A 22,510-nucleotide genomic window follows, 5' to 3' on the forward strand; every position below is an offset into this window, starting at 1 on the left:
TCCCCGATTGAATATCGAGAAAAGGCCGCAGCTTGAAATACTCTTTTTTTATTGTCTACTTGACAGGGTTATGTGCAGGACAACCCTTTTTTCTATATCTGATCTGCTTTCTCTAAACTAATAGTAAACGTCGTCCCTTGTTCATTACTTTCTTTCAGCACAAGATCTCCCTTTTGCGCTTTTGCTAGCATCTTACTGAATGGCAGTCCCAGACCTAAACCGCGTACCTTCAACTTTTTGTTCTCACCTCGATAGAATGGTTCGAACACATATTGTTGTTCATGTTTTGGGATTCCCCGGCCACTGTCCTGTACATCAATGCAGATTCGTTCTTCACCCGTTTCATAAAGGTGAATCACTATTTCCCCGTTGCCATCAAGTGCATGCCTGGCATTATTCAAAAGGTTAATGACGATTTGCTGCATCCGCAATGAGTCAATTTGACCAAAGACCGGTTCATCAGGAACTTTTATATCAAAAGCGAACGCTTGATCATCCTGGGTCACTTGCCAGCGATAGGCAATTTCCTTGATGAATATATTGATATTCTCTTTCTGCACCCGAATTTTAAAAGCACCTGCCGATATGGCATTATAATTAAGTAAATCCTCTATCATACCTTGTAGACGTTGAGTTTCCTTTAAAGAAATATCGAGGAATTCCTTACTTTGCTCTCCCGTAACGACATCATCCTTAACCGCTTGTATAAGCCCGCTAATGGAAGTGACTGGCGTTTTCAAATCATGGGTTACACCTGCAAGCAATTCCGCCCGCAACTTCTCCATGACCTTCAATCGATTGGTCATTTCCTTAAACGATTCTATCAGTTCATAAATTTCTTCTTCCTTGATTTCCTCTTCCTCTTTGAAATGGATATCATAGTTGCCTTCTCGAACCTGGACAGCGGCGTTAGCTACATCTTGGATTGGCCGCGAAATCTGCCTGGAAAGAAAATAAATGACCCCCGTCCCCAGAATTAGAAGGCCTCCAATCATGATCGCCAACAAGCCATGATCTTGGTTGATTTCCTTCAATGCCCCTTCTTCCTGTGCAATGACGACCCAACCTCTCGTCTCATCGTTAAACGTAATGGGGGATTTGACGACATATACTTTGTTGTCGGAAATCTTGACCTTCTGGACTAACTCCCTATTTTTCATAATGACGTCTGGGAGTTTATTATCATCCGGATCGATATACAATTGAGGCATCGTATAAATGATTCTGGCTTCAGGGTCGACAATATAGATGATTGGCTGTTGGTTCAGATGAAGGATTTTCTCCCTTTCCTCAACAATCTCCGAAAGGACCGGACCAACGACAATCTGACCATTTTCCTTTATCGCCCGATCGGATGTTTCATCAGCTAAGTACTTAAGCAGGCTAAGCCTATATTCCAAAGCTGTTTTTTCCATCCACCACAAGGAAAAAACAGACAATAATATCAAACCTGAAATCAAGGTCAATACGTATCTCTTAGTCCAATAGCGTTGTAAAGTGGTTCTTTTTTTAGTTTTCATAGACACTCAATTGATACCCCAATCCACGCAATGTTTTTATTTCCCCCTCAGTTACAGGCCATGCATCTATCGCCTTCCTGATTCGTTTGATAGCCAGGTCCACCGCACGGTCACTGCCATCATAATCCATGCCCCACACTTGATCGAGCAGCTGTTCTCTCGTGAAAATTTGATTAGGGTGCTTTGCGAAAAAAATGAGCAGCGACAAATCACGCGGCGTCAAGTTAATTTCTTCCCCATCCAAATGCACCATATAAGACTGATCATCGATGGTTAAACTCCCAAACTCATGTACATGATCACCTTCTGCAACAACCGATGAGGATCTTCTTAAAACGGCATGCACCCGGGCCACGACTTCTTCGGCAACAAATGGTTTGGAGATGTAATCATCCGCACCTGACCTAAATCCCGATAATCTGTAATCGACATCGGTAAGTGCAGTCAACATGATAACCGGACATGCATCTTCCTCCCGTATTTCCTTCAATATATCCCAGCCTTCCTTACCAGGCAGCATGACATCAAGCAGGATAAGGTCTGGCTCTGTTTCTTCAAAAACCGGAATGGCCTTTAGTCCATCGTATACTTGGACTACATTAAAACCTTCACGCTCCAAATATGCTTTCAATACCATGGATATGGCAATTTCATCTTCTACTACAAGAATTTTCTTCATATAAGGATTCCTCCTTCCTGAATTATAGTTGAACAATTTTGTATATGCTAATTATTAAAATCATCAGAGCTTTTTCCCTCAATCTTACCCTTTTAATGTGTCAGGATTATGTTCGCAGTACAATTCACCAATGTTTTTATTTAGTATTTTCCATAACTTATTATATACAATCATCTCGATTCATTTTAACAGGATTGGCTTCTAAATGTTCTGTAAAAGTCTTATGGAAAGGGATATAAAGTTGCTTGTACAAACCACTCTTAAGAGGCTGGCTCAAACATGAGCCAGCCCTTTTCAATTACATGTCTCATGTGGATTCGGACAGCCTACTTCCTGTCTTTCCACTTGAATCGTGCTATGTTCAATGCCAAACTGATCGTGAAGAAGTTTTTGCGCTTCTGCTAAAACTGCATCGTGATTACCGCTGGCATCTATGACAACATGGCAGCTCATTGTCAAAAAACCAGAGGTGATCGTCCAGATATGGAGGTCATGGACTTCGGAAACACTGGCCAATTCCAGCAAGGATGCTTTAACTTCATCCATATCGACTTGGTCGGGTGTGCCCTCCATTAAAATATGGAAAGAATCCCTCACTACCCTAATACCACTGATAATAATTAAAACCGCAACTATGACGCTCGCAATCGGATCTGCTATTCCCCAATCGAAAAAATAAATCAAGAGCGCGGCAGCAATTGCACCCACCGATCCAAGCATATCACCAATTACATGTAAAAAAGCACTTCGTACATTCAAATTGTCTTCCTTATCTCCGCTCATTAAAATCCAAGCCGCAATGATATTGACCAGTAAGCCGATGATTGAAATCATTAGCATTCCCAAGCTTTGCACCTCAGGGGGATCCACGAACCTCTTAATTGCCTCTATGAAAATGAATACGGATATGACAATCAAGGTCAATCCATTCAAACAAGCAGCAATTATTTCAAAACGTTTATATCCATACGATTTCGACGATGTCGCTTTCCTTTCCCCCAACCTTATCGCTGTATAACTAAGTCCTAAAGCTGCCGCATCGCTAAGCATGTGACCTGCATCCGACAGTAAAGCCAGACTATTTGTCATGAATCCCCCAATAACCTCGACTACCATAAATGTGGAGATTAATAAGAAGGATGCCAACAATGCTTTTTTATTATTAGAATGATGGTGGTGCCCGTGCCCATGTTCATCGGAGTGACCATGATGATGTCCCATGCCATTCCTCCTCTCGGATTTGAAACTCATATATAGTATGGGATAAATCCAGAATGGTTTCAAATGATTCAGTTCGCGGTTCACTGCTGTGATAAGAGTGCTGAAAATAGGTTGGCCGTGACCGTTTTGTGTAAATCAAGAATCTGCCTTTAACCATTTTAAAGTAAAAATAAACGCTACAGAGAATTCTGCAGCGTTTTTCCAGTTTATCCTTCCTCTTGCATCGTATCATCGACAATGGCGTATAAATCTTTATTAAACAATTCATTATTACAGACAAGATTGTGCCGTTCCCTAACTTCTTGCTCTTGACTTACCTGTTCTTTTTCCTTCATACCCTACCTCCAGCTTCATATGTTTTGCTATTATCGTATCCCCAGGCATGTACCTTTATGCTCGACTCTTCCCCATATTTCATCAATTATTAACGTATTAGGCCTGTTGTCCGCCATGGAAGGCCCGGATAATGAATTCATGCTCGGGAACTTGTAAGCTTTTATACGATAACAGGAACGATGAATTATCATAGTTTACTTTTTCAAGCTTAACCTGTATACCTTTACTTTCAATCGTAACAATGGCATAAGGAGCAACTGGTTCACCATTACAGCCAAGAGACCCTGGGTTAAGGAATATCGTTCGGTCATTTCTAAAAAGGTGGGTAGGGTGATGATGTCCAAATCCAATTAAATCGTGATGATGATCTTTAAATAGCATTTCTAAGTTATTTAAATTCGGTTCAACGATTTTACTAAAAGGATTATGGCTTATGTGCTCATCCAATTTCTTCGATTCCATGTGATAATGTGTGAAGTAAACGGAGTGATCATTAATGATATGCTGTATGGTACGAGGCAATTTCTCCAGTTTGGTTATGAAATTCCGATGCATTCTTTCAGCTATCCATTCATGATGCTCCTTTACATGAATATGACCGTCCGGATGCGGCTCCCCGTTAATGATGGCCAGGACCGCTTCATCATGATTTCCAGTTATCATCGACAAATCATTTCGTGCAAATAATAGTTCAAGGACTTCATTTGTATCCGGGCCAATCCCAACCATATCTCCTAAACAATAGATATGATCTATATCGTCCCTTTGATCAATAACTCTTAAAACGGCTTTTAACGCTGAAGCATTACCATGCACATCCGTTATAATGGCCACTTTCATGACTAAGTTCAGCTCCCTTCCCCCATAATCTGTATGGTATATTATAACATTTTAAACGAAATCAAAAAAATATTCGGGCTTATTCCCCTGATTTGCTAACGCCCATTTTTTATGAATAAGCAAACACTTCGGCCTATAATACATAGTATGAAGTATTCCCGGTAAGATGTTTTGCTAGGTATGCAATTCCATAATATGTATGAGGAGGAAATTGAATGGGTGGACATAGAAATGAATGTTGTGACGACGGTTGCGGCGGTTGCGGCGGTTTCGATAACGGGTTTGCACTGCTGATCGTATTATTTATCTTGTTGATTATCATTGGATGCAGCTGTGGATTCGGCGGCGGCTACGGTGGCGGATATGGTGGCGGCTACGGTGGCGGCTACGGTGGATTCTGCTAATAATAACATAATGAAAAAGGCGCCTGATCATGGCGCCTTCTTTGTTATTGATTGACTTAGTTTTTGTCTTTGCTTTTGATTTTGGGTCTTCATAATGAACCAAATGACTATAACTGCGATGGGGATAAGCAAGAAATTAGCATATTGTGAAAAGATGGCTCCTGCCTGCTCCCATTTCGGCCCTAACTTATACCCTAGATAAACATAAATGCTTGTTACAGGAAGCATCGCCATATAGGTATATAAAATGAATTTCCAAATACTCATTTTCAATATTCCGCATGGCAGCGAGACAGCGGTACGAATTCCTGGTACAAACCGTCCAAAGAAGGCAATTCCCCCACCATACCTTTTTAAAGAAGCGGTCAGCCTTGTTCAACTGCTCATCCTTGACCAGAAAGTATTTCCCAAACTTTAAAACAAGCGGTCTCCCGCCATACTTACCTAAAGCATAAAGCGTCAAAGGGCCCGTTACCCCGCCAAGCGAACCGGCAAGTATAGTCAAATATAGATTCATATCACCTTGATAAACCCAGTATCCGGCCAGTGGCAAGACTATTTCAGCAGGAATGAATTCAAAAGTCAAAGCTAGCAGCACACCGAAATAGGATAAAGATTTAAACGCTTCAATCATATCCATTATTAAAGTTTCCATGGAGGTTTCCCCTTTTCTACCTTTTATTACATATGAAAAGGGGTACTCCCAAATTGAAGGGCACCCCATGATTTCAAAAAGTTCATTTTCCATTGTATCACAAATTCACTCACAATCTTCCATAATGTAAGTTTTCGGTAGTTTACCATGGGAATCAATAATGATCAGATTGGTTCCTTCCGCTAGTTCTCAAATCATAAAGGGGGTGGAAAGGCTGCTCAATCCATCCTCCATTTGTTTTTTTGCATCTTTCATCATACCATCAAGTAATTCCTTAACCGTGGGTATATTGTCAATCAATCCGGCAACCTGGCCGCTGTTCATAAAACCATTGTTAACATCCCCGTTCATTGCACCATTAATATGATGGACTTCTGAGGTCATTTCACGATAATTCATAGGGGATAGTCCTTGTTTTTCCAAATCCAGAACTTTTTCCGTGTATGGGTCCTTCAATACTCTTCTGACCTGTCCAACGGATCTGCCCAATATAAACGTATCATCCCCCATCGCATCGATTAATTTCTGTTTATATGATGGATGGAACGGTGCCTCTTGTGTAGCGATCAGCCTGGTTCCCAACTGGACCCCTGAAGCTCCAAGCATCAATGCAGCTGCCACCCCCTGTCCATTGCCGATTCCGCCAGCTGCCAAAACTGGCAGCGTCACATGCTTGCTAATTTGCGGAATGAGTGTAAAGGTCGTCAATTCCAGGTTCGAATTGATGCCGGCAGCTTCAAACCCTTCTGCAACCAACACATCGGCCCCTGCAGCTTGCGCTTTTTGCGCGTGCTTGACCGATGCAACTATGGCTATCACTTTTATATTCTTTTTTTGCAATAATGGAATGAAAGGGGCAGGATTTCCTGCAGATAAGGATACTACAGGTATATCATGCTTAAAGACAAGATTGATTAACTCATCTGTATATGGACTAACATTGATTGGAATGTTCAATGAGAAATTGTTATTGGTTTTACCTTTGGTTTCGAGAATGATGGCTTCTACCTGTTCGGGATTCATGGTACCGCACCCTATTGTCCCTAGGCCCCCTGCATTGGATACTGCTGCCGCAAGGCTTGCATTGCTTATATTCCCCATGCCGCCTTGAATAATTGGGTATTTTATTGAAAAAAGTCCACAAATATATTTCACTTTAATCCCTCCCTGTCCAATTAATGTTATACTATATTCATTAGAAAAACAATTCTGACTTTTCCAAAAGGAGCGAGACTATGATTATTCCGTACAATAATAAGAAACCCTCTATTCACGAAACCGTTTTCATTGCACCCGGCGCTCATTTAATCGGTGATATTTCGATTGGGAAAGAATCAACCATTTGGTTTAACTCCGTTCTGCGCGGTGATGAAGATTCAATCACAATAGGAGAAAAATGCAGTATTCAAGATAATTCCACCATTCATTTATTTCAAGGATGCCCAGTTGTCATTGAAGACGAAGTGACTGTCGGTCATAACGTTATCCTACATGGTTGTAAAATTGGCAAACGATCCATTATCGGTATGGGTTCAACGATATTGGATAATGTAGAAATCGGCGAGGAATGCATTGTCGGGGCGAATACATTGATTTCCTCCGGGAAAAGCATACCTCCACGTTCGCTGGTTGTTGGCTCGCCAGGGAAAGTGGTTCGCAGATTGAATGATAAAGATCTTGAATTGATCCAACTTTCGAGTGATACATATGTTCAAAAAGGAAAGGACTTCAAAGGGATACTTGAATAATTATCACAAAGGGAATTTCCCCGTTGTCTTTAGTTGACTATAATAATGTAGAAAAGAGCTTCGGCAAGTCGTCATTAGCAACTGGCTGAAGCTCTTTTTCACTTGATGATAAGAGGATGATCTTTAGCATCATAGGTTTCATCTTTCCGGCATATATCATTGTTTTCCTGAAATACGCTTTCAAAGAAACGGCTAGCTGGTTCAGCCAAGACTTGATAATACTGGCTAAATAAAAGAGCAGCATGATTCCCGTTCCACTTTGAAGGCAACAGTTCCTTTGGCAGGCCCGGATCGATAAATAAAAACTTACGGTATTCATGCACCAAGTTCGTTCGTTCCACAAAGCAATCAGCATCGGACATTTCCCCCCTGCTAATGATGCTTTGATGTACGATGAATTGTTTGCTGTATTTCTCGATGAATTCTTCATATTTATTTTCAATCTCTTCTAAATGCCAGCTTTTCTCGACAAGCGATTGGTTTTCTTTTGGGCCCTTGTACTCCGAAATGAAAAAGTCTACATACTCAATAATGTCATATTTCTCGATCAAACGATGGGTTTGTTTCTCCAAATCATTAGGGGAAATCCAACAACCACTGGAAAAACTGCCAAACCCGCTCCATATTAACTCTTTACGGAAATCATCCCGTAATTGCCGCTTATCTTCAGGAATCGTGTACATTAAGACACGCCATTTTCCGTCCCAATCATTTGGTTTCATCTTATATATGCGATTGGCTGCTTCATCCATTCGCTGTACACCGCGATCGGTCAAAAAGTAATAGCTTTTATTTCCCTGCTTCTCAGACTGAATCCACCCTTGCTTGACCATTCGTGAAACGGCTACACGTACGCCCTGCTCATTATGACCGAATTCCTTTAATAACCGAATTAAACTGCCTATCCAGATTTTACTTCCATAGTTACGGATATAATCGCCGTAAATCGTAAAAATCATGGATTGCGTATTAGTTCCTATTTTTCTCACCTCATTCTCACATTGTTACTCATTTCACACGGAAGACATAATTATTATTATATCTTTTTAAAATGAAACCGCAATATTATTTACCCGTAAAATGCGTTTTCCTTCGTTCACTAAATGCTTGGAGTGCTTCAAATCTGTCTTGAGTCGGGATGGTCAATTCATAGGCTTTTCCTTCTATGGCCATTCCAGTTTGCAAGTCTGTATTCATTCCTTGGGTAATCGCATATTTGGCTTGTTTGACTGCAATCGGCCCATTTTTCATGATATCGGCTGCCAATTCCTCACAGACTGACATAAGTTGATTCCTTGGCACGACCTTCAAAAGGATCCCTAATCGACATGCCTCTTCCGCAGTCAATTTTTTAGCAGTGAATATTAATTCCTTCGCTTTCATTTCCCCAATCAACCTCGGCAGCCGCTGTGTACCGCCTGCTCCAGGAATAATGGCCCAGCTAGTTTCAGTGAGCCCCAAAGAAACACCTTCTGCAGCAATTGCAAAGTCACATGAAAGCAGCCATTCAAATCCTCCCCCCAATGCATATCCATTGACGGCAGCTATCGTTGGCTGCGGTAGCCCTGCAATACTATTAAAAACATCCCGAATCGATTTAACGTTCCTTCTTACCTCCGCATCAGTCAAAGTCTTCCTTTCCTTCAAATCCGCTCCTGCGCTAAATGCTTTTTCCCCTGCACCCGTGAAAATGACGACACGGATATCGTCGTCGGCATAAACTGCATCGATGACTTCCTGCAGTTCAGAAAGTGTCCCATAGTCGAAGCAATTCAATACGTCGGGTCGATTCACTGTTATATAGCCGATTTGATTTTCCACTTTATAAATGACATTTGCCATGTGTCTTCCCCCTTTTTTAAATATGCCCCTTATGCAAGCACAACTATTAAGGGCCATCATCCATCATTTTCAATATTTTCTATAATGGCGGATATCCCCTGGCCGACACCGACACACATCGTTGCAAGACCATATCGTACATTCCGCTTTTTCATTTCATGAACAAGTGTTGTTAAAATACGCGCCCCGCTTGCACCGAGCGGATGGCCAAACGCTATTGCCCCGCCGTTGACATTCACTTTCTCCTGATCCAATTTCAATTGGCGGATGCACTCCAAGGATTGGGAAGCGAATGCTTCATTCAATTCCACTAGCCCGATGTCTTCAATCGTCAAGCTTGCCCTGCCCAATGCTTTTTTAGTGGCATGAATCGGGCCAAGGCCCATAATGGACGGTTCTAATCCTGCTACCGCCCCTACAACATATTTGGCCAGAGGTTTCAATCCAAGCTCCCGTGCTTTTTCTGCACTCATCAAAAGTAATGCCGAGGCTCCATCATTTAAGCCTGAAGCATTACCGGCCGTTATAGTGCCGTCTTTAAAGATCGGTTTGAGTTTTTCCAACTTTTCGATGGTCGTGTCAGGACGAGGGTGTTCATCCTTCTCGACAATGACTTCATTCCCTTTACGATCCGTATATCGAACAGGTACGATTTCATTAATGAAACGCTCATTTTCCACTGCTTTTTTCGCTTTTTGCTGGCTTTGATACGCGAATTGATCTTGGTCCTCCCTTGAAACCGAAAAACGCCGGGCGACATTTTCAGCCGTTTGAGGCATCGAATCCGTGCCATACATTTCTTTAAGTTTCTCATTCGTGAAGCGCCATCCGATCGTTGTATCCTGAAGCTCCATTGACCCCCGCGGAAATTCACTCTCAGGTTTGGCCATGACGTACGGCGCCCTTGTCATGCTTTCGGTACCGCCTGCGATATAAATATCGCCTTCACCTACAGCAATGGAGCGTGCAGCATACATGACGGCATCCAGTCCTGATCCACACAAACGATTTATTGTCGTTCCAGCCACATTCACCGGAAGACCAGCTAAAAGGGCGGACATCCGGGCCACATCGCGATTATCCTCTCCTGCTTGATTTGCATTCCCGAAGATGACATCTTCAATTTGATCTGGCGGCAGCTCTGGATTGCGATCGGTCAGCGCCTTGATTACAATTGCACCGAGGTCATCCGGGCGAACGCTTTTCAAAGCTCCTTTATATCTTCCGATTGGTGTTCTCACAGCATCAATAATCACAACATCCTTCATTTTTTCACCAGCTCGCCATCTTTTGTATAATCGTACACACCTTTACCTGTCTTACGGCCGAGCCTGCCAGCTTTAACATACTGTTCAAGAAGGGGGGCCGGGCGGTATTTTTCACCAAGTTTACTATGTAAATATTTTAAATTATTCAAACGGGCATCCAATCCCACCAAATCACCTAGCTCAAATGGTCCCATTGGGTAATTCAGCCCTAACTTTATTGCCTTATCGATTTCTTCTGGTGTACCTAAACCTTCTTGAAGCATAAAGAACGCTTCATTACCTACCAAACAGCTGATCCTGCTGGTTACAAACCCAGGGAATTCATTAATGACCACGGTTTCTTTTCCCATTTTCCCGGCAACCTCTTTTATTATGGCTGCCGTTTCATCGCTGGTTTCAAGACCACGTACAATTTCAACGAGTGGCATCTTTTGTACAGGATTGAAAAAATGCATGGCAATCGTTTTTTCGGGACGCTTTCCATAAGAACCAATTTCCGTAGGGCTCATCGTCGAAGTGTTGGTTGCAAAGTAGCAGTCCTCTTTTGCGTGCTCTTCAATCGTTTCGAAGACGGCCCTCTTAATTTCTGCCTTTTCCGGAACTGCTTCTATGATTAAGTCGGCATATGCTGCTGATTCTTTCAAATTGGAAGAATACGAAAATCTGCTTTTTGCTGCTGCCGCCTCTTCCTGGGTGATCTTTTGGTAGCGCACACCCTTCTCAAAAATGGTATCGATCTCTATTCTTGCACTTTCCAGTGCATCTTGATTCACATCCACCAACACTACATTGAAGCCTCCTGTTGCTCCTACATAGGCTATTCCCCTGCCCATGACACCAGATCCGACAATCACTAGATTTCTAATCATTCGTTCATTCCTCCTTCAAAAATAAATAGGGGCTGGCTACCGTGAATCAGATCAGCATTCATCCATTTCTGAATTACTTCTCCGACATACCGTTCAGCCAGCCGCCTATTTTATGTTTTATTAAATTCCAAAGGGATTTAAGGGACGGCTACCATGATAGGAAATGATGCTTTTCGTTTCTGTATAAAGATCAAGTGTTTCAATACAAAGTTCCCGGCCGAATCCTGACTGTTTATAGCCTCCGAATGGTGTTCCAGGAAATGCGGAGAATGGGCAATTCACCATGACGATTCCCGCTTCGATTTGATTTGCCACTCGAGTCGCACGTCCGCCATCCTTTGTCCAAAGCGCTGACCCCAAACCGAATTCGGTATCATTCGCGAGTCTTACGGCCTCTTTTTCATCTTTGAATTTCATAATGACAACGACCGGTCCGAATATTTCCTCTTTCACTACATTCATTTCATGATTGACATTCGCTATGACCGTCGGCTCATACCAATAACCGCTTTCGAAGCCTTCAATAACCGCTGGTTTTCCTCCTGTCAGGATTTCCGCTCCATCAGCAATGGCAGATTGTACATAATTGTCGATGACATCCAATTGCCCTTGATCTATGACTGCACCAACATGTGTTTCTTTGTCGAGTGGATTGCCCAATTTCAATTTCTTTGTTTTTTCTACGAATCTGGCAACGAACTCATCGTATATCTCTTCGTGTACATATAAACGGGATCTAGCTTCGCAAGATTGCCCAGTATTGTAGAAAATTCCATATAGTGATCCATCGATAGCTGCTTCAAGGTCCGCGTCTTCAAAGACAATATTAGGGGACTTTCCGCCAAGCTCCAATGTCACCCTCTTTAATGTTTGTGAAGCTTTGCCCATAAGATCCCTGCCGATTGGCGTAGAACCTGTAAAGGCCACCTTATTCACTTTCGGATGCTCGACAAGGTAATTCCCTACATCCGATCCAGGACCTGGAATGACATTGACCACACCGGAAGGAACACCAGCTTCTAAACAGATTTCCCCTAATACAATGGCAGTCAGCGGCGTTAACGAAGCTGGCTTGACAATGACTGAACAGCCAACTGCAATTGCAGGTGCAATTTTCCAAGCTGCCATCATCATAGGGTAATTCCAAGGAATGATTTGAGCACAAACACCTACTGGCTCTTTTTCCGTATAGTTATGGAATTGACCAGGTACATTATTGACAGATCCGCGGTGTGCAACTAAAGCGCCTGCATAAAACTCGAAATCTTCAATTGCCTGCATAACTTGGCCTTGTGCTGCAGAAATGGATTTGCCGCTGTTCAGAACCTCCAATTCTACCAATTCATTAAAGCGTGAACGCATGATTGCTGCAATTTTGTTCAAAACACGAGACCGTTTATTAATCGGAGTTTTCTTCCATTTCCCGTTATCAAATGCTTCACGTGCAGCTTGAACAGCTTTTTCTGCATCTTCCTTTGTAGCCTTGGCAACCTTGGCAATGATTTCACCAGTTGCAGGATTGTACGCATCAATCGTGCTACCATCAGAGCTTTCCACTCTTTCTCCATTAATGATCAGATGATAATAATCACGCTTCATTTCCGCTTTTTCAAATGCCGCCTCTTGAACTCTAACCATGTAATCCCACTCCCTTTTCTATATTACTTGCCTATGAATTGAGCTTTCCTTTTTTCAGTGAATGCTGCCACACCTTCTGCATAGTCCTTCGTTAAGCCAGCAATTCGCTGACCCTCCGCTTCTTCTTTTAAGTATTCGTCCAATGAAAGGTGATAGGACGCCTCTAAGTATCTTTTTATTAAACCGATTGCTTTCGTTGGTTTGTTTGCGATATTCTCAGCAAAGGCTTTCAATTGCTCATTCCATTCTTCCACACCGATCACTTTTGTAGCGAGCCCGATATTTTTCGCCTCGCTAGACGTGACCTTTTCCCCCAATAAAGATAATTCCAAGGCTTTCGCATGACCAACGATCCGCGAAAGGTAATACAGATTCCCCGAATCAGGTATCAATCCGATATTGACAAAAGCATTTAAAAAACTGGCTTTTTCGGAAACAAGCCGGAAATCGCATGCCAGTGCCAGGCTGAAGCCAGCCCCTGCAGCCACTCCATTGACTGCTGCAATGATCGGTTTTTCACAGTTTGCTATTTGCTGCATCATCGGACCGTAGTTTTCGCGCAGCATCTGGCCTAAATTCATGCCCTCATCAACATCCGATAAATCTTGCCCCGAACAAAAGGCCCTGCCCTCTCCTGTAATGATAATGGCCCGCACTTCATCTGACCCCGCAGATATTTTGATCGCTTTCTGTATTTCCTTATTCATTTGGGACGTAAAGGCATTTAGTTTATCAGGACGGTTCAAAGTAAGCCAAGCCACTCCATTTTCAACCCTATATTTAATGGTTTCGTACATAGAGCACCCCTTATCCGCCTGTAAAATCCGGCTCTCTTTTTTCTACAAATGCTTTCATTCCTTCTTTTTGGTCCTCTGATGCAAAAAGAATATAGAAGTTCTTCCGTTCAAATTGCATGCCCTCATATAAGGGGTAATCAACGGCTTTATTGACGGATTCTTTAATCAGCCTTACAGCTAACGGGGGTTGCTTCGCTATCTTCCTGGCAAAATCAACCGCTTGTTCCATTAACAATTCAGGAGCAACGATCTTATTAATGAAACCATATTGCAGGGCTGTCTTTGCCTTTATCCTTTCAGCCGTCAATATCCATTCAAGTGCCTTCGTCTTCCCTACCAATTTCGTCAACCTTTGGGTCCCCCCTGCACCAGGCATGACCCCTAGTGTCACTTCCGGAAAGGAAAACTGGGTATCGCTGGCGGCAATCAAGAAATCGCAGGATAAAGCAAGTTCAAAACCACCACCGAATACAAAACTTTTCACCGCACCAATCACAGGCTTCTTGACTAGGCTTATTCGATCCCAATCGGCAAATTGGTTCGTTAACTCCATACTGATTGGATTGTCGTTCACCATCTCGTCAATATCAGCTCCAGCGGAAAATGCTTTTCCATTTCCCGATAGCAAGATCACCTTCACTTGCGGGTCCCGGTCGAATTCTTCCATGGTTAAAACTATTTCCCTCACCATTTTCCTGTTAAGGGCATTCAGTTGCTGCGGCCGATTTAAAGAGATATAACCAATGCCATCCGCGATTGACGTTTCAATGAATTGAAGCGCATTCATTTTATTTCTTCGCCGATCATCATCGTTACAAGTTTCCCGGCAAAGCCCATTAAGTCTTTCCCTGATGCTTTGCCTTCAGGAGAACGCATTCCTTTTTGCAGTGCATCATGGTCTTCATAATACATTTCACATAGAATGTGATACTCAGAGTCTTTGCCCATCGGTGTCCCGACTATTTTAGTGACCTCCATTTTTTGAAGACCAGGAATTTTTTCCGTTATCGGACCATGTACATTGAAGTAGTGCTCATCGAATTCTTCCTTGTTTTCAGGTTGTTTATAAAGGGCGATTAGTTTTACCATTTTAGAAAACCTCCATTTTATTAGATTATTTTTATCATCGGTTTCATCGCTTCGAACGGATTTTTGCATGCCTTACAATATAAAATGCTGCGGCAGGCCGTTGGACCGAAGATATTTTCCATCGTGACATATGTCGATTCACAATATGGGCAATCCACATGCCATGATCCATCACTTTTCATTTGTCGAGGAGGAGGGGATATTCCGAAAACCTTCAATCCAGCTTTCCCCTTTTCCGTAATTCGATCGGATGTCCAGGAAGGGGAACGTAAAAATTCCACACTTACATTTTTTACGGCAGGCAGCTGTCGAAGGGCTGTTTCCACATTTTTTTGAATGATTGACAATGCCGGGCACCCAAGAAAGGTTGGCAGCATTTTTACCGAAACGTCCTGGCCTGAAACCGTCACGTCTTCAACCATCCCTAAATCCAGAATACTTACTGTATCGATTTCGGGATCTTTAACGTCTTCCAGGAGTTTATATATTTCTTCTGTGTTTAACTGTACGGTCGACATGATACCCCTCCCCTTTTCTATTGATTCACCATGAAGCTGCTCTATCTGTAGCGTACACTTCGCTTAACGTTTCTAACGCCTTTTCCAAATCCTCCGTATGCTGGCCATTACGACCATCACCTCTTGCCATGCCTATTTCAATGGTTGCTGCCAAGCCAACACTTTCAAAAATTGGGGTGATAGCCTCGATCCACTTCTTCTGTAAGTCAGCTTCGCCTTCTATCAAGCCAAGCTCCACCATTTCCTCACCATATTGTCCAAGTGAAAATACGCCAGCGAAATCCGGCATCGTTTTCCCGATCGCAGCCTTCATTCTCAAAACCGCTTCTTCGTGACCAGATCCCAGCAATTGGACGAACCAGGTTTTCCAGTGCATCAAATGATAGTAAAGTTCCATCTGTACCTTTTGTGCCACTTCAGCAAGCGGTTCATATGAACATGAATGAAGGGACTGAACCTTAATTGCTTTGGCTTGGGTATAAAAATAATTCCGCACTACCGCAAACGCCCAATCATAATCCGGGTCTTTCATATAGTAACCAGGACCATTGACCAATTCGAGAATGATCGCATTGCGCCGTTCCTTGGCAGGACGGTCATGAGCCAGCTTATCCGCATCCCCTTCACCGAGTTCATCAAGTAACTTATAATATATGGCTGCATGCCCCATCGTGTCTTGGGATATCGAGGCGGATGCAACATCTTCTTCGATATGCGGTGCGAGCCCAAGCCATTCTGCACCTCTGTATGAATGGATGAAGTCATCGTCCGCCAGTTGAAGTAGCAATTCCTTGATTGCGATGTTCTTCAATGATTCATTCTTCATTTTTCACGCCTCCAGCCCAAGACATTATCTCTTTTTCATCGAGCATTCCCTGCTCATACTTCCGCCATTTTTTCTTTAAATATCCATACCCTTTTGTGGTCCTGTAATCTTTATTATCAATACGTTGAAGCGTTTTCTTTTCCTCAATCGTCATTTTCCGTATATTCTGTCTTTTCACGACCCAGATATCATCAACTGCTTCACGTCTCATGAAATTTTCTTGTGCCATCATGATGGCGATATCCTCATTAGGGGCCAGCAGGCTGAAGTGGTATTGAACGGGTGAAGTTTGCGTTTTACGGCTAAATACTTCAAATTCTTCAAAGTAATTTTCTTGTCTAGTTTCCATTTCGTCCTTCCCCCTCCCTTAGATGATCTTTGGCGCTAACGCCTCGCGTACCCATTTATTTTTTTCATAAGAATTTCTTCGAAGACTTAAGCGATCCTGCGAACGGGGACCTTCATTCCTTGCGAACACCTTCAATTTCCCCCAATCCGGTTGTTGGTAAATCCAGGTTTTCGATTCTTTATCAAACCTTAGTGTTTCATCGGGAATGGTAAAGCCAAGTGAAAGGATCCGCTTCACATATTTAGAAAAAAAGGCTTGGCGAAGCTCTTCATTCGTACTGGTTCTGATTTTGTACTTGATCGTAATATCCTGTTTGGATGTGCCCACTTCTTTCTTACTGGGAGGTCCAAAGAAGAGTAATAAAGATTCCCACCAATAATTGATGGAGTCTTGGACCAATTCCCTTTGTTCTTCCGTTCCTTCAGCCAAAGCCATGATTATCGCTTCACCATGCTGAGCGTGAAAAACTTCTTCCGCGCAAATTCGCTGTAATGCTCGGGCATAAGGTCCGTATGAAGCGCCAAGCATGTTCGTCTGGGAAATGATGGCTGCCCCATCAACCAGCCAGCCAATCAATCCCGCATCGCCCCAGGATTTGGCTTCCATATGGAAAACATTATGAAACTTTAAATCTCCTTTAAACAAATCTTGCATAAGGTCATCCCGTTTTTTACTGTAAGGCTTTAGCAAATCCTCGGCGACTCGAAGCAATAATTGTCCATGCCCCATTTCATCTTGCACCTTTGCCATGATTCCAAGTTTCCTATTTAAAGTCGGGGCTTTAGGTACCCATTCCTTTTCCGGAAGCGCTCCCATGATTTCACTGATGCCATGCATCGATATTAACTTGATGAGTGTGCCCCGGTAATCTTCCGGCATCCAATCATCCGCTTCTATCTTTTCTCCTGCTTCGATTCTGGCAATAAATTGGTTTAGTTTTTCTTGTTCTGCCATATCATTTAAAAGAACGTTCATCCAATTCACCTCTCATATTTCAATGTAACGTTTATATAACGTTATTATATTTTACTGTTATATTTAATGCAAGACTATTCCGTCTCTTTTTTCAAAATAAAAGGAAATTATAAGGGGATTTTACGATTCTTTTAATCAACTAAAACTTTAAACGGTGAAGATTCCACTTTAATTGACTCTGTTGGGCAGCCTTCCAGTGCATCATCCAGATCATCAAATAAATCTTCTGCGACCACTGCAGTTCCTTCATGTTCATCCAAGATGACAAATGCCACTCCATCATCATTGTAATCAAAGATTTCCGGTGCAGCGGCACCGCAAGCAATGCAAGTTTCTTGATCCACAACTGTATATTTAGCCAAGATGCCTTCCTCATTCTCTATTTCATGATTAGATCCTTCTTCTTTTCCATTAAGCTTGTGCCATGAAGGGGCTGAACCTTTGAAAATGGATCGATAAGTTCCTTTGCATTGCCGATTACAGTAGATGCTTCTCCAAACCCACTGGCTCAACTTTACTTTCCCTTCATAAATGCAGATATCCCCAGCGGCATAAATCCCCGGAATGTTCATTTCCATTCTAGAATTAACGACAATCGCATTTTTTTCAATATCAAGATTTCAGACTTTAATCGGACTCAAAGCCCGTAGTCAGCGGCATCCGCTTTATGTATCTCTTCTTCCCCTTCAATCACGTTTTCGAGCACCATATCGATTTCTTCTGCTCCACGTAATTCAATCGGGACAGATGGAGTCATAAACTGAACGTCAGAATTCGCATGGTTTTCAACGCTATGTTCATGGGCACGGAATTTCCCCCTCCGGTGTGCAATCTTTACAAGATTTGCGAAAGGCTCGAGCATTAAAACCCAACTAATGGCACCCTCCTTTCCAGCCAGTTATAAACTAATCACTTCATCTTTCCGCTTATCAACGACCCGAATGGCTTTTCCTTCTGAGCGCGGAATGCTTTTTGGAATGTTGACAACAATATCCATCGTTACAAGACATGCAGATTTCATATGATGCTGAATCATTTTCCTTAATATCTCTACATCTCCATGCGTTAAGTCTTCTTCAATCTTCTTGTAGAAACCGCTTTCAATTTCAATGTGCAGTTCAACACCATCCATCTTCCCCTTCTTAACGAGATGAATCTGATAATGAGGCACAATTCCCTCCATTTGGAATAACACACGCTCTATTTCAGAAGGGAATACATTCACTCCCCTGACTATGATCATATCATCCGTTCTGCCTTTCACACGGGACATTCTTGTTGTGGTACGCCCGCATTTACAAGGTTCATGGGTAATGGAGGCGATATCACCCGTCCGATAACGAATGATTGGCAACGCTTCCTTTGTAAGGCTGGTAAAGACAAGTTCCCCATCTTCGCCGTCCTCAACTAGTTCAAGCGTGTCCGGGTTAATGACCTCGACAAGAAAATGGTCTTCTGCGATATGCAGTCCATCCTGTGCTTCATGGCATTCAATCGCAACTCCTGGCCCCATGATTTCACTTAGTCCGTAAATATCGATCGCCTTCAAATTCAGTTTCCTTTCAAGTGTTGCCCTCATTGCCTCTGACCACGGCTCAGCTCCGAAAATACCATACTCAAGCCCATTATCAGCAGGGTCAATCCCCATCTCCTCCATCTTTTCAGCGAGATTCAAAATATAAGTAGGGGTTCCACAAATGCCGCGCGGTTTAAAATCATTGATGATCGTAATCTGGCGATCGGTATTCCCCCCTGAAATTGGTACGGTGGCCACCCCCAGCTTTTCCGCACCGCAATGGAGGCCAAGTCCGCCCGTAAACAGACCATATCCATATGCGTTATGGAAAATATCTGATTTTTGACCTCCAGCGGCTACAATTCCACGTGCGACGATCGTTGCCCAGTTTTCCAAATCGTTTTTTGTATACCCGACAATTGTAGGCTTTCCGCTTGTTCCTGATGAACCATGAATACGCGTTACTTCCTCCATTGGAACTGCGAATAAACCGAATGGATAATGATCACGAAGAGTCTGTTTTTTTGTAAATGGAAGCTTTGTCACATCGTTTAGAGTTTGAATATCTTCTGGATCAAGGCCCAGCTCTTCAAATTTTTCTCTGTAATAAGAAACATTTTCATATACATGGCTTAACGTTTTCTTAAGACGTGCCAATTGTAAACTTTCCATTTCAGCACGCGTTGCCGTTTCAACTTCCGGATTGTACATTGTTTCAGTCCCCCTTAATTTTGCTCGTGTCCCATCCGACCCCTCTTTCATAACGTTTATAAAACGGGTATCAAATTATCGTTATGATTCATTTTCAAGATTAATACGTCGTTTCTACGTTGTCAATAATGTTTTTTTCAATTCTGCTAAAAATGACAGAATAAAAAAAAAACATTTTCTAATTTACTAAATTTTCTGACTATGTTAACTTTAACAGTGATGTATCACTTTACCTACGGACGTTTTAAATTTGTACTATAACAAAAAGGGGGATTATTATGGAATCGCCGGTTAAAACGAGGCATTCACCCGCAGGTCATGACAGTGGAAACAAGTATCGTCAATTAATTGAAACGGAAGAATTCAAGGAACTGATTCAAAAGAAAAATGCTTTCATCGTACCTGTCACTCTCTTCTTTCTTGCCTTTTATTTTGTTCTGCCAATTTTAGCTGCTTATAGTGACGTACTGAAAGGCGAAGCCTTCTTCCATATTACTTGGGCTTGGGTATATGCACTTCTCCAATTTGCCGTAGTATGGATAGGAGGATTCGTCTATATTAAAAAGTCAGCGAAGTACGACAAGATGGCTAAAAACATCTTAAATAAATATGAAAAGGAGCTTAGCGAATGAGCATTTTATCCCTAACACTTTTTTTAGGCATCATTTTGTTAACGCTCACAATAACCTATTACTCTTCTAAGAAAACGAAAAATGCCAGTGATTTTTATACTGCCGGCGGCGGATTGACAGCATGGCAAAATGGTTTGGCCGTCGCAGGTGACTTTATGTCAGCCGCTTCTTTCCTGGGAATTACAGGTGCCATCGCACTGATTGGTTTTGATGGCTTTTATATGAGCATCGGGAACCTTGTTGCCTTTCTTGTCTTACTTTATCTTGTCTCGGAACCACTTCGCAATCTAGGTAAGTTTACGCTGGCAGACATGATTTCAGCACGCTTTAAATCAAAAAAAGTACGTGGGATAGCTGCGGCTAACACACTTGTCATTTCAATCTTTTACATGATTGCACAACTTGTTGGTGCAGGGGGATTAATTAAACTATTGCTCGGCATCGATTATTGGCTTTCCGTCCTTCTTGTCGGTATATTGATGACGATTTATGTAATTTTCGGCGGGATGAGGGCTACAAGCTGGGTGCAGATCACCAAAGCTGTTCTCTTACTAGGCGGTTCCGCTGTGCTGACGTTCATCGTATTTTCCCGTTTTAATTTCAACATTTCAGAGATGTTCCATCATGTTCAAACTGCAACACCGCTCGGAAAGGATTTTTTGAATCCTGGGAATAAATACACCGATGGGCTTGACATGATTTCCTTTAATATGTCGCTTGTCCTTGGAGCAGCAGGCCTTCCGCATTTGCTCGTCCGCTTCTTTACAGTTAAAGACGCAGCTACTGCAAGGAAATCCGTCGTATATTCAACATGGTTTATAGGGATATTTTTCATCATGACGATTTTCCTTGGTTTCGGTGCTGCATCTTTCGTCGGTTTTGACCGGATCGTCGAAGCGAACTCGGCAGGAAACATGGCCGCGCCCCTTCTTGCACTAACAATGGGCGGTGAATTTTTATTCGCTTTCGTTTCTGCTGTGGCATTTGCCACGATTTTAGCGGTTGTATCCGGTCTTGTTTTAACTTCGGCATCCGCTTTTGCACATGACATATTCGGTGAAATCATCAAGGAAGGAAATATTACGGAAAAACAGCAAATACTCGTTGCCCGAATGGCTTCGGTCGGCGTAGCGGTCATTTCGATTTTACTTGCTTTATTTGCACAATCAATGAATGTCGCTTTTCTTTCAGTCCTTGCGCTTGGAATTGCTGCAAGTGCCAATTTACCGATCATCCTTTGCACAATATATTGGAAACGCTTCAACGCAACCGGAGCGATCACAGGAATGTTATTCGGGTTACTCAGTTCCATCATACTGGTCATGCTCAGTCCCAATGTATGGAATCCGGAACCTGGGATGGGTATTTTCACAGGCAATCCCCTCTTCACAATGAGCAACCCTACCATTTTCACCGTGCCGCTTGGCTTTATTGGAGCCTATTTAGGTACAATCCTGTCAACGGCAAAAGGTGAGGAAAACAATTTTCCTGAAGTACTGTTCAAATCCAACACCGGGTATGGAATAAGTTCAGCAAAAGACCATTAAAGGAAGGGAGATTTCCATGACCACTCATTTAGATAAGGATATTCACGAATTGCATTACGACCAAATCAAACAGGTACTTGTCGACGAACCATATGCTTCTTTTCTCGGGATGAAGTTGACGAAACTCGGTCCCGGCACAGCTGAAGCAGAATTGATTCCAAGTGACCATATGCTCAATTCACACGGAACGGTTCACGGGGCGATTATCTTTTCACTCGCTGATTACGTGTTCGCAGCAGCCAGCAATTCATATGGAAAAATAGCAGTTGGCGTTTCAAACAACATCAATTTCTTATCAGCTGGCAAACGGGGTGAGACTTTAACTGCCAGAGCGGAAGAGATCAAGAAAAACCATAAACTGGCATGGTATAAAATAGACGTGTCAAATGAAAGGGAATTGATTGCAACCATGGAAGCGATGGTATTCAGGAAAAATAAATATTTCGTCGACCAAGTTGAATAAGTAACGTTTGAAACCGGACAAGCAATCCATTTGTCCGGTTTCCTTTCCCTTGATTTTCCAAGGATAC

Annotated in this window: 25 protein-coding genes and 2 pseudogenes; 5 read left to right on the top strand and 22 right to left on the bottom strand. The window is 42.5% G+C overall.

Annotated elements, in window-relative coordinates:
- Positions 1–92: 92 nt before the first annotated feature.
- From SB775_RS17245 to SB775_RS17265, 5 genes are all read right to left on the bottom strand, one after another.
- On the bottom strand, positions 93–1,415 hold the full coding sequence (locus SB775_RS17245) for a sensor histidine kinase (protein WP_410862427.1): 1,323 nt from the start codon (positions 1,413–1,415) through the stop codon (positions 93–95).
- A 94-nt stretch (positions 1,416–1,509) separates the two neighbouring features.
- Positions 1,510–2,199 (bottom strand): response regulator transcription factor, encoded by a 690-nt coding sequence (locus SB775_RS17250; RefSeq protein WP_410862428.1) that lies wholly within the window; start codon positions 2,197–2,199, stop codon positions 1,510–1,512.
- 294 nt (positions 2,200–2,493) lie between these two features.
- On the bottom strand, positions 2,494–3,420 hold the full coding sequence (locus SB775_RS17255; protein WP_284471585.1) for a cation diffusion facilitator family transporter: 927 nt from the start codon (positions 3,418–3,420) through the stop codon (positions 2,494–2,496).
- Positions 3,421–3,626: 206 nt separating this feature from the next.
- A complete protein-coding gene (locus tag SB775_RS17260) occupies positions 3,627–3,755 on the bottom strand; it encodes a hypothetical protein (protein ID WP_317777201.1) in 129 nt (42 codons plus the stop codon).
- 97 nt (positions 3,756–3,852) lie between these two features.
- The gene (locus tag SB775_RS17265; RefSeq protein WP_318686409.1) at positions 3,853–4,596 is read right to left on the bottom strand and encodes a metallophosphoesterase family protein; all 744 of its coding nucleotides are present in this window, start codon (positions 4,594–4,596) and stop codon (positions 3,853–3,855) included.
- 215 nt (positions 4,597–4,811) lie between these two features.
- Between SB775_RS17265 and SB775_RS17270 the strand changes: the two genes are divergently transcribed.
- Complete coding sequence (locus SB775_RS17270) at positions 4,812–5,000, top strand: YjcZ family sporulation protein (RefSeq protein WP_284471588.1); 189 nt, start codon at positions 4,812–4,814, stop codon at positions 4,998–5,000.
- A gap of 27 nt (positions 5,001–5,027) precedes the next feature.
- Here SB775_RS17270 and SB775_RS17275 read toward each other — a convergent pair.
- Positions 5,028–5,655: pseudogene (locus SB775_RS17275) on the bottom strand (DedA family protein).
- A gap of 189 nt (positions 5,656–5,844) precedes the next feature.
- Positions 5,845–6,810 (bottom strand): NAD(P)H-dependent flavin oxidoreductase, encoded by a 966-nt coding sequence (locus SB775_RS17280; RefSeq protein WP_289320893.1) that lies wholly within the window; start codon positions 6,808–6,810, stop codon positions 5,845–5,847.
- Between the two features lie 80 nt (positions 6,811–6,890).
- Here SB775_RS17280 and SB775_RS17285 point away from each other — a divergent pair, with 80 nt between their 5' ends.
- Positions 6,891–7,403, top strand: coding sequence for a gamma carbonic anhydrase family protein (locus SB775_RS17285; protein WP_410862430.1), 513 nt, complete (start codon positions 6,891–6,893; stop codon positions 7,401–7,403).
- A gap of 98 nt (positions 7,404–7,501) precedes the next feature.
- Here the strand turns inward: SB775_RS17285 and paaX are convergent, their stop codons facing one another.
- The 15 genes and pseudogenes from paaX to SB775_RS17360 all read right to left on the bottom strand — a co-directional run bounded on the left by paaX (position 7,502) and on the right by SB775_RS17360 (position 19,801).
- Positions 7,502–8,383, bottom strand: a complete 882-nt coding sequence (gene paaX, locus SB775_RS17290; RefSeq protein WP_410862489.1) for a phenylacetic acid degradation operon negative regulatory protein PaaX — start codon at positions 8,381–8,383, stop codon at positions 7,502–7,504.
- Positions 8,384–8,468: 85 nt separating this feature from the next.
- A complete protein-coding gene (locus SB775_RS17295; protein ID WP_410862431.1) occupies positions 8,469–9,245 on the bottom strand; it encodes an enoyl-CoA hydratase-related protein in 777 nt (258 codons plus the stop codon).
- A 56-nt stretch (positions 9,246–9,301) separates the two neighbouring features.
- Entirely contained in the window at positions 9,302–10,513 is a 1,212-nt protein-coding gene (locus tag SB775_RS17300) for an acetyl-CoA C-acyltransferase (protein WP_410862433.1), read from the bottom strand.
- Positions 10,510–11,382 carry a 3-hydroxyacyl-CoA dehydrogenase gene (locus SB775_RS17305; protein ID WP_061461914.1) on the bottom strand — a complete coding sequence of 291 codons (873 nt, stop codon included), beginning with the start codon at positions 11,380–11,382 and terminating at the stop codon, positions 10,510–10,512. Before SB775_RS17305 ends, SB775_RS17300 begins: the two co-directional genes overlap by 4 nt.
- 120 nt (positions 11,383–11,502) lie before the next feature.
- Positions 11,503–13,020, bottom strand: coding sequence for an aldehyde dehydrogenase family protein (locus tag SB775_RS17310; protein WP_410862434.1), 1,518 nt, complete (start codon positions 13,018–13,020; stop codon positions 11,503–11,505).
- Between the two features lie 23 nt (positions 13,021–13,043).
- On the bottom strand, positions 13,044–13,817 hold the full coding sequence (locus SB775_RS17315; RefSeq protein ID WP_284471593.1) for an enoyl-CoA hydratase-related protein: 774 nt from the start codon (positions 13,815–13,817) through the stop codon (positions 13,044–13,046).
- A gap of 10 nt (positions 13,818–13,827) precedes the next feature.
- Positions 13,828–14,604, bottom strand: a complete 777-nt coding sequence (locus SB775_RS17320; RefSeq protein WP_410862436.1) for an enoyl-CoA hydratase/isomerase family protein — start codon at positions 14,602–14,604, stop codon at positions 13,828–13,830.
- Positions 14,601–14,906 (bottom strand): EthD family reductase, encoded by a 306-nt coding sequence (locus SB775_RS17325; protein ID WP_098372584.1) that lies wholly within the window; start codon positions 14,904–14,906, stop codon positions 14,601–14,603. Before SB775_RS17325 ends, SB775_RS17320 begins: the two co-directional genes overlap by 4 nt.
- Positions 14,907–14,926: 20 nt before the next feature.
- Positions 14,927–15,424 (bottom strand): 1,2-phenylacetyl-CoA epoxidase subunit PaaD, encoded by a 498-nt coding sequence (gene paaD, locus SB775_RS17330; protein WP_176432024.1) that lies wholly within the window; start codon positions 15,422–15,424, stop codon positions 14,927–14,929.
- A gap of 25 nt (positions 15,425–15,449) precedes the next feature.
- Positions 15,450–16,250, bottom strand: a complete 801-nt coding sequence (paaC, locus tag SB775_RS17335) for a 1,2-phenylacetyl-CoA epoxidase subunit PaaC (protein WP_284471596.1) — start codon at positions 16,248–16,250, stop codon at positions 15,450–15,452.
- Positions 16,240–16,599, bottom strand: a complete 360-nt coding sequence (gene paaB, locus SB775_RS17340; RefSeq protein WP_061461908.1) for a 1,2-phenylacetyl-CoA epoxidase subunit PaaB — start codon at positions 16,597–16,599, stop codon at positions 16,240–16,242. Before paaB ends, paaC begins: the two co-directional genes overlap by 11 nt.
- A gap of 18 nt (positions 16,600–16,617) precedes the next feature.
- Positions 16,618–17,574: a 1,2-phenylacetyl-CoA epoxidase subunit PaaA gene (gene paaA / locus SB775_RS17345; RefSeq protein WP_410862438.1), complete on the bottom strand. Its 957-nt coding sequence runs from the start codon at positions 17,572–17,574 to the stop codon at positions 16,618–16,620.
- A gap of 131 nt (positions 17,575–17,705) precedes the next feature.
- The gene (locus tag SB775_RS17350) at positions 17,706–17,936 is read right to left on the bottom strand and encodes a ferredoxin (protein ID WP_318686418.1); all 231 of its coding nucleotides are present in this window, start codon (positions 17,934–17,936) and stop codon (positions 17,706–17,708) included.
- A 17-nt stretch (positions 17,937–17,953) separates the two neighbouring features.
- A pseudogene (locus SB775_RS17355) lies at positions 17,954–18,466 on the bottom strand (NAD(P)/FAD-dependent oxidoreductase); the annotation flags it as partial.
- 6 nt (positions 18,467–18,472) lie between these two features.
- Positions 18,473–19,801 carry a phenylacetate--CoA ligase family protein gene (locus SB775_RS17360; protein WP_410862439.1) on the bottom strand — a complete coding sequence of 443 codons (1,329 nt, stop codon included), beginning with the start codon at positions 19,799–19,801 and terminating at the stop codon, positions 18,473–18,475.
- Between the two features lie 278 nt (positions 19,802–20,079).
- On the opposite strand from SB775_RS17360, the gene SB775_RS17365 reads away from it, so the two are divergent.
- From SB775_RS17365 to SB775_RS17375, 3 genes are read left to right on the top strand one after another with little or no spacing between them, the layout of a single operon-like run.
- On the top strand, positions 20,080–20,433 hold the full coding sequence (locus tag SB775_RS17365; RefSeq protein ID WP_410862441.1) for a DUF485 domain-containing protein: 354 nt from the start codon (positions 20,080–20,082) through the stop codon (positions 20,431–20,433).
- Positions 20,430–21,980 (top strand): solute symporter family protein, encoded by a 1,551-nt coding sequence (locus SB775_RS17370; protein WP_410862442.1) that lies wholly within the window; start codon positions 20,430–20,432, stop codon positions 21,978–21,980. The genes SB775_RS17365 and SB775_RS17370 overlap by 4 nt, the downstream gene beginning before the upstream one ends.
- A gap of 16 nt (positions 21,981–21,996) precedes the next feature.
- Positions 21,997–22,443, top strand: coding sequence for a PaaI family thioesterase (locus tag SB775_RS17375; RefSeq protein WP_410862443.1), 447 nt, complete (start codon positions 21,997–21,999; stop codon positions 22,441–22,443).
- Positions 22,444–22,510 lie beyond the last annotated feature (67 nt).

Source organism: Peribacillus sp. SIMBA_075 (genome assembly GCF_046534585.1).